The organism is Bacteroidota bacterium (genome assembly GCA_017303905.1).
Taxonomy (GTDB): Bacteria; Bacteroidota; Bacteroidia; order B-17B0; family Aurantibacillaceae; genus JAHEYG01.
This window is the reverse complement of the sequence record JAFLBH010000001.1, coordinates 1,635,762-1,647,941: the sequence shown is the minus strand read 5'-3', so window position 1 is coordinate 1,647,941 and position 12,180 is coordinate 1,635,762. Positions and strand designations below refer to the sequence as shown.

Sequence of the window (12,180 nt, the reverse complement as noted above, 5' to 3'; positions counted from 1 at the left end):
TTTGTTTGTTAGTTAGTAATTGTTTTGTTTGTGTTTGTTTTTTGTGTTTATGTTGTGTTTGATTTTTTCAATTAAATATCGTCACCTTTTGAACGGCCTAAATAAGTCATTACGTTACGGAAACCAATATAACATTTCGCTGTATCCTGATATTCGTAAGTTCTAGTTGAATTTTGTAAGTAATATCCGATATCCTTCCAGCTTCCACCACGAATAACTTTACGCTTTAATACGTTTGCGTCTTTATCCTGAGCTTCGTATACATAATCAGGGTTCAAGTCATGTTCAAAATCATAAGCTGATTCATCAAATGCATTACTTGTCCACTCAGACACGTTCCCGGCCATACAATATAAACCGAAATCGTTAGGGTTATAAGAGTAGATATATACTGAATGGAAACCACCGTCATCAATATAAGAACCACGCATTGGCTTAAAGTTACCTAAGAAACATCCGCGAGCATTACGTAAATAAGGACCACCCCAAGGGTATGGAGATAAATCTAAATCACCACGAGCCGCTCTCTCCCACTCACTTTCAGTTGGTAAACGGAAATCGTTAACGATAGACTGACCAGTACCGATTAAGAAGTTGTTTAATAATAATGAACGCCAAATAGAGAATGCACGAGCTTGCTTCCAGGTTACACCAACAACTGGGTATTGGTCGTAAGCCGGATGCCAGAAATACATATTCGTCATTGGCTCATTGAAAGAGTACGTATAATCGTGTACCCATGCTAATGTATCAGGGTAAACGTTGATAATATCTTTAATGATAAATACAGAGCGGTCAACACCTTTACGTTCGCGCGGAACATAATTACCTTGACCTACAGAAACCTGATCAGATACATTATAGGTACCTAAAGTTTTTGGATCTTTACCAGGATCACCTACTGGAGTTGAAGGAGAACCGGGAGCACCATTTTGACCATCATTTAATACAACACCATTAATATAATCAGCTTTCTTATACTCATGAGCCGCATCCTGAATATCAGGTGACTTTTGAGGGCGGAAACGATTAGACTTAGAAGCTGCTAAACGAATATCGATACGGTAGTATTCGTAGTTTAATTTACGAGTATCGATTTCTTTACGGTTATAGAAACGTTCTACTTCCGGTAAATATAATGGTTGTAAATCGGCACGGTAATCTTCATCCGGACTGTCCCAGTTGATACGCTTTTCCCAGTTAATATATGGATCTTGAAGATTGTTATCACCTTTATATATAGGCCATACTTCTAAGAAGTCCTCTTGAGAGATCTGGAAGTCTTCGGCCTCAGGGTTAGAACCAAAAGCTAATAACTTACGAGCAATAGAGTCACGCACCCAATAAACGAATTGGCGGTACTCATTATTGGAGATTTCGGAATCATCAATATAGAACGCCTGAACCGAAACCATTTTAGATTTGGCAGTATGAGCCATAGTAACTTCTTCGTCACTTGGACCCATGTGATAGCTCCCCATTGGGATGTACAAGGTACCGTAAGGATCGGGCTGATACCAGGGTTCGCGGCCTCCTACACCAACCAACTCACCGGTTTTTTTATTACAACCGGTAACGACCGCAACAAATGAAGCTAATACCAATAGTTTTTTCATAATTGTTGTTTTAGTTTATAACCTTTTTACCAGATTTTAGTTACACTTTTGTGTTATTAACAAGTTTTGAACAAATATAACAAAAAGTCTGGTAAAGTGGTTTTAACGTAAGATTTTTGAAAAGGTTACAATTTTTATTATTCCAAGAATCGAACGTTACCATGTACGGTAGGTTTTGCGGTCTTCTTAACCATACAATAACCTAACATAATCTCATGAGTACCAGATGTATGGCCTTTGATTTTTGACATCGGAAGGTCATATGAGTACCCTATTTTTAATGATTTGTCTTTTAATAAACGTGCACCTAACATCGGAGCGATAGCATCTTCCATACGGTAAGAAACACCTAACCAGATGAATTTATCGTATTCATATGTTAAGTTAACGTCTAACTGAGTTGTAGCAGCATCAGACTTAACTTTAACGTTAGCGCTAACATCATTACGTGGATTAATTGGGAAAGTATAACCTCCAATTACGTAATAGTGACGTGCCATTTCAAAAGTGATTTTATCGCCACCTTTTAATGTTTGAGCCGGTAAGTGAGTAGATGATAAACCTACATACATTTTACCAGGGATATGAAAATACAAACCAAAACCTAAGTCGTAAGTAACTTTATTTAAACCAGGATTCGCTGTTCCGCCTGATGTAGCTGAATAACCAGGGATATAAGAATCAGCCTTCCCAGGCTCCGGAGCAATCCAATCATTATTAATTGACTTTTGTAAGATACCTACATCGATACCGGCACCTAAAGTACCGCTCATCATATCTTTATTGTAGGCTGCTGCTACACGGAAGAAGTTCGTTTTGTCTGCTCCGATAGCATCATTCATAAAATTAATACCAACACCTAAAGCCGGAATAACACGCATATCTGCACTTAATAATCCTGTAGATGGAGCACCAGGGAAATTAACCCACTGCTTACGATACAAAACGTTTGCACAAATGGCATTACTTGTTCCCGCATAACCTGGGTTATAGATTAACTTGCTATGCATGAACTGAGTGAATTGAGGATCTTGCTGAGCCATTAAAACACTTGAAAAGCCAGCTACTGCTACTACAACTTTAGTAAATAGTTTTTTCATTTTTTATTGGTTTAAATTTTAAATCAGCACTTTATGCTGAATATACTTAGGGCACTAAATTAGTTAAAGAATTTTAAAAAACAAACGCAGGCCCCTATTTTTTGTTAAAAAGATTACATTACAGACGCTTGCTATAACTTACTGAATATCAGTCATAACTAACTGTGCTGTGTTTCTGGATTTTAACTCCAGAAGTATATTCTTGTTTTCGGTAAGCTTATTTATGGTTTCCTGATCGTAATTACGGATTGTTAAGAGCTCAACCCCGGTGTTGTAAAGCACTTTAAATTGTTTTTGTAGATCATCGATTAACGGAACTGTTTTTTGTTCATCATAATCAGTACAAACGGTGAAGTTTATTGCAGAATTCTGCATCACGTGAATTTTCACACCGTATTTCGAAAACAATTCGAAGATGGAACTTAAATTATCTTCTGCAATAAATGAAAAATCCTTAGGCTGAATAGAAATCAGCATTTGATTTACTTTGAAAATGTATCCCGGAATTGGTAATCTTTTTCCTCCATCATGAATAATTGTTCCGCTCTTATCCGGATTCAAGAATGACTTAACATACAATGGGATGTTTTTATTCTGTAAAGGCTTGATTGTTTTTGGATGTATTACCGTTGCGCCGTAGTATGTTAACTCAATGGCGTCATAGTAACTTAGTTCGTCTATCTTTTTCGTGTTTTTGAACCATTTCGGATCGGCATTCAGTACTCCATCTACATCTTTCCAAATAGTTACACTTTCAGCATTGGTAAAATAGGCTAATAATGCAGCTGTATAATCAGAACCTTCGCGTCCTAACGTGGTCGTGAAATTTTCTGATGTTCCACCAATAAATCCTTGTGTAATCACAATCTTACTGTTGTCGAATTGCGGCATTAACTGCGACTTCACCAACGATTCACTTAATTCATAATTAACCTTTCCCTCACGATACGTATTATCCGTTTGAATAATTCCGCGCGCATCCATCCATTTATTCTTAACACCAATTTCATTCAGGTAAGCAGAAACAATTTTTGTAGAAATAATTTCGCCCATGCAAACAATTTGATCATACTCTTGATTATAATTTCCTACCGGTTCATCTTCAATAATCCAATTGAGTTCAACAAAAGTGTTTTCAATTTCATTATAAACCGGATGATTTTTAGCCGGAAATAATTCACCTATAATTTGAAAATGATAGTCTTTGATTTTTTGCAATTCAGAGTCGGCGTTTCCTGTTTTCTTAAAATAAGCATTCACTAAATTTTCCAAACCATTGGTTGTTTTTCCCATGGCTGAAATAACCACGACCGTTGGTTTATTAGCATACTTCTTTAAAACCTCAGCAACATTTTTTACTGCTGCTGCATCTTTTACCGATGCTCCTCCGAATTTAAAAACTTGCATAGAAATATTTGATTTCAAAAATAGGTATTTTGATTGTAAAGCGATGCATTGATACTTGTCACAATTACAACAAATAAAAAACCCCGGAAATCCGGGGTTTAATTTTTTAAAGATTAATGCTGATGTCCATCACCTTCGCTGTGTGCGGCACCATCACCTGCAGGAGGCGCCGGTGTATTAGCTTGTTGGGGTGCCTGCTGAGCAGGAGCTTGCTGAGGCATTACTGCACCAGCTGCTTTTTTACGAGTTACAGACTCAGTTGGCTTTGACGCAGCATCACTGGTATCACCCATCTTTGGAGTCATTAATAAACTTAAAACTAATAATGCTATTGCTAAGGTCCATGTTGCTTTTTCAATCACATCCGCTCCGCGACGAACACCCATAATTTGATTTGCACCACTGAACTGACTTGAAATTCCGCCACCTTTAGAGTTTTGCATCAACACCACTAAAATTAAAAGTGAGCAAACGATGATTAAAATAATTGATAAAAACATATTGTATTATTTATTGGTTCTGTTTCTTTAAATTCTGAATAAGGGTTGCAAAGTAAGCACTTTTTTGTGGAAATTTCAAACTTAATATTTCATAGGCTCGAACAGCTTTGGAAATATTTCCCTGAAGGGCATAAATCTTTGCAAGTGTTTCTGTTACAAGCTCTTCGTTTTCAATTAAGCTTTCCTTTGCCTTGGTATCCGCGGCAAAGAAACGCTGATTCGGGTCGAGACGAATCGTAGAAGGATTTACTTCAATGATTTTATCAATGATGGATTGTTGTTTCGCCTTCTTCTCAATTTTATCTTTTTCTGCAATAGGTTTAACTTCCGTTTTGAGCTTCTTTTCTAATTTTTCTTCTTCGCTTTTATCCTTCGTCACCGGCTTCTCTTCCACTCTATCGGCTTTCTTGAGTGCTTGCAACCAATCCGAAAAACTTCCGGAAGATATCTGTGGAGCTTCCTCCTCTTTTTTGCTTTCCGTTAAATGAGTAATTGGTTCCTTATCGTGCGTTGCTTCTTGCTTCTTATACCAGTCAGGGGTTTTTAAAACTTCCTTCTCTACAAATGCTGTTATAATATCCTTCTGAATTTCCTTCTCAACTAATTTGTTTAATTCTTCTTCCTTGGCTTCTGCAGATAATTCAATGGCTTTTAAGTGATCAATTTCCGAAACCTTTTCCTTGGCTTCCTTCTTTGTATCAATTATCGGTTGAATCGTTTCGTTTTTAACCTCATCTTTTATCTCAATGCTTGGCTTACTCACAAACTCATTAAGTAAAGAATGTAATCTCGCGCGATTTGGTATACTGATAGCTGTTTGTTTGAGTGTTTGCTGATACAGTCCGCTATCATATTTTCGAGAAACTAAGGTGAGCAACATGTGCGCCGAATGAAAAAACGGAAACTGCTTTTTCAATTCCTGCAAACTCGCCAAATCGTTTGAACCTGCATTGGCAGGATTGGACAATAGGTTTATGAATTCGTTTTGCTTCACCTTAACTCAAAGATACATTTTTAATGGAAGATTTACCAATTATTAAACGCACGGTTAAAAACGTCTTCTGTAATTTGTCTGAAAATTTCCTGAACTAATTCAGGCTCCATTGATTCAATGGATTTCTGACTGCTGTAATCCGCAAAACGGGTAAAAGATTGCTCGAAATTTTTGGTGGCTTCAAAACGGTTGCTGTATTTCACATTCACACTTATCGTTAATCTGTTTAAACTCGCTTGGTCGGTACTCTGAACTGCAACCGGTGCAATGTTATAATCGGCAATAAATCCTTCAAACTGCAAATCTCCATTCTGACTCATGAGTGCCAAGTTAGTTTGCGATGAAACCATGTCGCGCAATTTTTCCGTAAAGCGTTGAGATAAACTTGGGGCACCTAATGTTGTGTTATTGGCAAAGAAAGCAACCGAAATAGTTTTTGCTTCAGGCGGAATGGTTGCACCACTTAGTGAATACTTCACCTTACAGGACGCAATTCCCAAACTAACCAGTATCAATAAATAAATTATCTTCTTCACTTACTCGGCAATTTTATACTCGTTAATTTTTCTATACAATGTTCGCTCACTTATTCCTAATTCTTGTGCCGCGTATTTTCGTTTGCCTTTGTGTTTTTTCAAGGCACGTTTAATCATATCAATTTCTTTGTCTTGTAACGAAAGTGATTCTTCCACTTCAATCGGTAAATTAATTCCGTCGGCCTTTTTGTGAATGGTAACCGGATGTACAGAAACAGAAGGTGTCGTTACAGGCAATTCATTTTCTGCTGCTACTTCATTGTATAATCGATTTACTATCTGTACATCATCATTACTAATTCCGCTGATTTGTCCTTGTGAAGCCAATACAATATCATGCACCACTTTCTTCAAATCGTTTAAATCCTTTTTCATATCCACCAACACTTTATAAAAGATATCGCGCTCGTTGATATCGATGTTAGATTGTGCTGCTTCGTTTCGGCTCAACACAGGTAAATTGTTTACACCATAATTTGGTAAATAGGTAAGCAACACATCGGCATTAATCTCTCTGTTTTTTTCAATAATGGAAATTTGTTCGGTGATGTTTTTCAGCTGACGCACATTACCCGGCCAATAATAATTGATCAAAATCTGCTCTGCATCGGATGTCAATTTAATAACCGGCATTCGGTATTTCGCTGCAAAATCGCTTGCAAATTTTCTGAAGAGCAAGTGAATATCTTCTTTACGTTCTCTTAAGGGTGGTAAATAAATCGGAACGGTGTTTAATCGGTAATACAAATCCTCTCTGAACTTACCTTTTTCAATAGCTTTAAAAAAATTAATGTTTGTTGCGGCAATTACACGCACATCTGTTTTTTGAACTTTACTGCTACCAACTTTTATGTATTCACCGGTTTCTAAAATACGCAGCAAACGTGCTTGAGTAGCAAGTGGTAACTCACCAACCTCATCCAAGAAAATGGTTCCTCCGTTAGCTACTTCAAAGTAACCCTTGCGTGCTTCCGTTGCGCCGGTAAATGAACCTTTCTCGTGACCAAATAACTCACTGTCTATAGTTCCTTCGGGAATAGCACCGCAGTTCACAGCAATATATTGTCCGTGTTTACGCGAACTATTTTGATGAATGATTTGCGGAAATACTTCTTTACCGGTTCCGCTCTCTCCATTAATTAAAACATTTAAATCAGTAGGCGCCACCTGTCGGGCGATATCAATAGCTCTTTCAAGTAATTGATTAGAACCAATTATTCCAAATCGTTGTTTTATATCTTGAATGTTCATTTGTTATATTAATGCAAGAGTCATGACTGATAGAATCAAGACGCTTAATTTTTCAATATTGTTTCTCTAAAGTTATATATCATCTTTTGTAATTCGGAAACTGAATCCAAAATTTTATCTAATTTTTTCCTGTCACCATATTTTCTCCTTTGACAGATTAACAGTTGTGTTTCCATTTCATAGCTAGATGTTAAGGCTGTAGAAAGAAACTCCGCGAAATGATTTTTTGTTCTTTTTCCTGAACCTTCAGCAATGTTTGATGGAATAGAAACTGAACATCTGTTTAACTGATCAATTAGATTGAACCGTTCGTTATTTGGAAGCGTTGCACAATATTCGAATACCATATCACTTAAATCCATTCCTTTTTGCCAGATAACAAGTTTTTTAAAATTATGCTTATTCATGACCTCTCGATTCTTATAGTCTTGCTTCTTATTGTCCTGGTTCTTGTTTCCTTTTATCCTGATTCTTACCTCTAACTCTCTACTTCACCAATTAAAGTAGTAGCTGTACAACGATTCACTTTTACATTTACATAATCTCCCTTTTTGTGATTGCCTGCAGGAAAAACAATTACAGTGTTTTGAGAATTACGTCCGAACAATTCTTCTTTATTCTTCTTACTAACGCCTTCAACTAATACTTTAAATGTTTTACCAACCGCTTTATTTGTATGATAAGCGCTGTGTTCCATTTGCAGACTCACCACTTCCTGTAATCTTCTTTTCTTCACATCTTCAGGAATATCATCTTTAAATTTTCGTTCCGCCAGAGTTTTCGGACGCTCACTATACATAAACATATAGGCGAAATCGTACTTCACTTCTTTAATTAAAGAAACGGTATCTTGATGTTGCTCTTCGGTCTCTCCGCAAAATCCTGTAATTACATCTGTACTTATCCCACAATCCGGCATAATTGTACGGATAGCTTTTATTCTATCTAAATACCATTCGCGTGAATAACCTCTGTTCATTCTTTCAAGCACTACACTATTTCCGCTCTGAACAGGAAGATGAATGTATTTACAAATATTCTCGTACTTTGCCATGGTGTGCAATACCTCATCCGTCATATCTTTTGGGTGCGATGTAGAAAATCTCACACGTAAATCAGGATGAATTTTAGCGACCATTTCCAATAAATGAGCAAAGTTTACAGCGTTCGCCTTTTGCTCCTCCGTTAAAATTTCTTTTTTCAATCCTCCACCGGCCCACACATAGGAATCTACATTTTGTCCTAATAAAGTAACTTCTCTGTATCCTGCATCAAATGCTTCCTTTGCTTCTTTTACGATACTTTCAGGATTTCTGCTTCGTTCTCTTCCGCGTGTAAACGGCACTACACAAAAACTACACATGTTATCACAACCACGCATGATACTGATAAAAGCACTCACGCCATTTTTATCGAGGCGCATCGGACTAATATCCGCGTAAGTTTCTTCTTTACTTAATATAACATTAATTGCCTTCTGACCGCTCTCGGCTGTTTCAATCAGATTTGGTAAATCACGGTAAGCATCCGGCCCAACCACGATATCCACTAATTTTTCTTCTTCTAAAAATTGTGATTTTAAACGCTCAGCCATACAACCCAAAACACCTACTAAGGCATCTGGATTTTTCTGTTTTACCTTTTTATAATCTTGTAAACGCTGACGAACGCGCGATTCTGCATTTTCACGAATGGCACATGTATTTACAAAAATAATATCTGCCTCTTCATAATTTTGAGTGGTAGTATAACCCTTATCTATTAATATGGAAGCCACAATTTCGCTGTCGGCAAAATTCATCTGGCATCCATAACTTTCGAGGAATAGTTTTTTGCTTCCCTCATTGTTTCCATCTTTTATCAACGCCTCACCTTGCCTGCTTTCGTCGATTATTTTGTTCTCAAAGTCCATTTATCTTTACTAAAACCACAAAGTTACGACATTAATGTGTCATTTTGACATATTTTAGTTTTTTAACGGATTACCAGGCGGTTAAATAAACGATTTGGTGAATTCGGATTTTATTTTTTTTCTTTGCACACTTTTTAATGAAGCCCAAAAACTGATTTTTACGGTTTTTTACCGATAAAACACGAAAATTGAAATCATTAAAAACAGACTAATCAGCTGATTATTAAATTCTTGTAAAAATCAAGAGGAAAAAATCGGCACATACATTTCTATACATATATAATATGAGTAAAAACTTAGTTATTGTTGAGTCACCGGCCAAAGCAAAAACCATCGAAGGATTCTTAGGGAAGGACTTTACTGTAAAATCAAGTTTCGGACATATCCGCGATTTGGTGAAGAAGGGTTACGGGGTTGACATTGATAATAATTTTACTCCCACCTACGAGGTACAACCGGATAAAGAAAAAGTAATTGCCGAATTAAAGAAGCTTAGTAAAAATGCCGAAATGGTTTGGTTAGCATCCGATGAGGACCGCGAAGGAGAAGCTATATCATGGCATTTATTTGAAACTTTAGGTTTAGATAAAAAGAAAACCAAACGAATTGTTTTTCACGAAATCACAAAACCGGCCATTCAAAAAGCTATTCAAAATCCAAGATCAATCGATATTAATTTGGTAAATGCACAACAAGCTCGTCGTGTATTAGACCGATTAGTAGGTTTTGAATTATCACCGATTTTATGGCGTAAAGTTCGTCCGAGTTTATCTGCAGGCCGTGTTCAAAGTGTGGCGGTACGTTTAATTGTTGAAAGAGAAAGAGAAATTCAAAATTTCCAATCAACTTCAGCCTTTAAAGTAGTGGCTTTATTTAAAGTGGGTTCAGCTATTTTAAAAGCGGAATTAGACAAACGTTTCAATACAGAAAAAGAAGCGCAGGCATTTTTGGAAAAATGTAAAAACGCTAATTTTTCTATTGGCAGTTTAGAAACTAAACCTGCTAAACGTTCGCCTGCTGCTCCATTTACAACTTCTACTTTACAACAGGAAGCTGCACGTAAATTAGGCTATTCTGTAGCGCAAACCATGATGTTGGCGCAACGTTTATACGAAGCAGGGAAGATTACTTATATGCGTACCGACAGTGTGAATTTATCTGAAACCGCCATCGACCAGGCGCATAAAGCGATTCATGCTAATTACGGCGAAAAATATTACCAACCACGTCAGTATAAAAATAAAAGTAAAGGCGCGCAGGAGGCTCACGAAGCTATCCGTCCTACTTATATTTCTGTTACAGAAATTGAGGGCGAAAGAAATGAAGTGCGTTTATACGATTTAATTTGGAAACGTACTATTGCGTCGCAAATGAGTGATGCAGAATTAGAGAAAACTACAGCGAAAATCACGATTTCTACAACTACAGAAACGTTTGTAGCACAAGGAGAAGTGTTGAAATTCGACGGTTTCCTTAAAGTCTACATGGAGAGTACCGATGATGAAGAGAATGAAGAAAACTCATCGATGCTTCCTCCAATGAAAGTTGGAGATAAATTAATCAGTCAGGAAATTTCCGCAACGCAACGTTTCACGCATCACCCACCTCGCTATACAGAGGCAAGTTTGGTAAAAAAATTAGAAGAGTTAGGAATCGGCCGTCCTTCTACTTACGCTCCAACTATTTCTACTGTCCAAAAACGTAATTACGTTGAGAAAACCGATCGCGAAGGAACACCACGTAATTATGTGAACTTAACACTCGCGAAAAACACTATTCAAAAAGAAATTAAAACCGAAAATACCGGTGCTGAAAAATCAAAACTATTTCCTACGGATATAGGCATGGTAGTAAATGATTTTTTACTCCAATATTTCCCTGATATTTTAGATTTCCATTTCACCGCAAAAGTGGAAGAAGAGTTTGATGAAATTGCTGAAGGCAAATTGGATTGGACCAAAATGCTGAAGGAATTTTACAAACCATTCCATAAAACTGTTGAGAAGACAATTGATAATAGCGAGCGCCAAAGCGGTGAACGCGAGTTAGGAATTGATCCGGTGAGTAAGAAAAAAGTGATTGTGCGTATCGGACGATTTGGACCTTTAGCTCAAATTGGGGAAGCGAACGAAAAAACAGGAGAGAAACCACAATTTGCCAGCTTACGTAAAGATCAGCGCATGGAAACCATTACGCTGGAAGATGCTTTACTGTTATTTAAAATGCCTCGCATTGTTGGTGAATTTGAAGGTAAAGAAATGAAAGTTGGGATTGGGCGTTTCGGACCATATGTTGTACATAACAACGCCTTTACTTCGCTTACCAAAGAAGATGATCCGTATACTGTAACCGGTGATCGTTGCGTTGAATTAATTAAAGCGAAACGCGAAAAAGACGCTGCAAAAATCATCAAAACATTTGATGAAAATCCGGATTTAAAAGTCATTAATGGTCGTTGGGGACCATGCATTATATTAGGAAAAGCTTTCTTCAAAATTCCTAAAGACAAAGAACCTTCAAAACTAAAATTCGGTGATATTGTAGAAATTATCGGAGGTATTGATGCTTACGAACAGGCTGTAGAAAACAGCAAATTCAAAGCCGGTTTTAAAGGAAAAAGTAAAACTAAAGGGAAAGCCGCTGCCAAGGAAGAACCAAAAAAACTCAAGGTAGTAAAGAAAGGTTCCGCTAAAAAAGCAATAACTCCCGCAGTTAAAAAAGCAGCTGCCAAAAAAGCGAGTCCGAAAAAAGTGACCGCTAAAAAAACAGTTAAAAAATCAGCTCCTAAAAAGGCAGCGAAAAAGAAATAAAATAAAGCCGGACCAGTCCGGTTAAGGTCGGAAGATGCTTTCTTCCGACTTTTT

The 12,180-nt window shown here is 37.1% G+C and carries 10 protein-coding genes; 1 reads left to right on the top strand and 9 read right to left on the bottom strand.

The window, feature by feature from the left end:
- Positions 1–71: 71 nt before the first annotated feature.
- From J0L69_07005 to miaB, 9 genes are all read right to left on the bottom strand, one after another.
- The gene (locus J0L69_07005) at positions 72–1,616 is read right to left on the bottom strand and encodes an SUMF1/EgtB/PvdO family nonheme iron enzyme (GenBank protein ID MBN8692928.1); all 1,545 of its coding nucleotides are present in this window, start codon (positions 1,614–1,616) and stop codon (positions 72–74) included.
- Between the two features lie 137 nt (positions 1,617–1,753).
- Complete coding sequence (locus J0L69_07000; protein MBN8692927.1) at positions 1,754–2,716, bottom strand: type IX secretion system membrane protein PorP/SprF; 963 nt, start codon at positions 2,714–2,716, stop codon at positions 1,754–1,756.
- Between the two features lie 138 nt (positions 2,717–2,854).
- Complete coding sequence (locus tag J0L69_06995; protein ID MBN8692926.1) at positions 2,855–4,123, bottom strand: aspartate kinase; 1,269 nt, start codon at positions 4,121–4,123, stop codon at positions 2,855–2,857.
- Between the two features lie 113 nt (positions 4,124–4,236).
- Entirely contained in the window at positions 4,237–4,623 is a 387-nt protein-coding gene (secG, locus tag J0L69_06990) for a preprotein translocase subunit SecG (protein ID MBN8692925.1), read from the bottom strand.
- Positions 4,624–4,633: 10 nt separating this feature from the next.
- Positions 4,634–5,617, bottom strand: coding sequence for a hypothetical protein (locus J0L69_06985; GenBank protein MBN8692924.1), 984 nt, complete (start codon positions 5,615–5,617; stop codon positions 4,634–4,636).
- Positions 5,618–5,649: 32 nt separating this feature from the next.
- A complete protein-coding gene (locus tag J0L69_06980; protein ID MBN8692923.1) occupies positions 5,650–6,153 on the bottom strand; it encodes an LptE family protein in 504 nt (167 codons plus the stop codon).
- The gene (locus J0L69_06975; GenBank protein MBN8692922.1) at positions 6,154–7,404 is read right to left on the bottom strand and encodes a sigma 54-interacting transcriptional regulator; all 1,251 of its coding nucleotides are present in this window, start codon (positions 7,402–7,404) and stop codon (positions 6,154–6,156) included.
- A 44-nt stretch (positions 7,405–7,448) separates the two neighbouring features.
- Positions 7,449–7,811, bottom strand: coding sequence for a four helix bundle protein (locus J0L69_06970; GenBank protein MBN8692921.1), 363 nt, complete (start codon positions 7,809–7,811; stop codon positions 7,449–7,451).
- Between the two features lie 71 nt (positions 7,812–7,882).
- Entirely contained in the window at positions 7,883–9,316 is a 1,434-nt protein-coding gene (miaB, locus tag J0L69_06965) for a tRNA (N6-isopentenyl adenosine(37)-C2)-methylthiotransferase MiaB (protein MBN8692920.1), read from the bottom strand.
- Between the two features lie 284 nt (positions 9,317–9,600).
- On the opposite strand from miaB, the gene topA reads away from it, so the two are divergent.
- Positions 9,601–12,126 (top strand): type I DNA topoisomerase, encoded by a 2,526-nt coding sequence (gene topA, locus J0L69_06960; protein MBN8692919.1) that lies wholly within the window; start codon positions 9,601–9,603, stop codon positions 12,124–12,126.
- Positions 12,127–12,180: the final 54 nt, after the last annotated feature.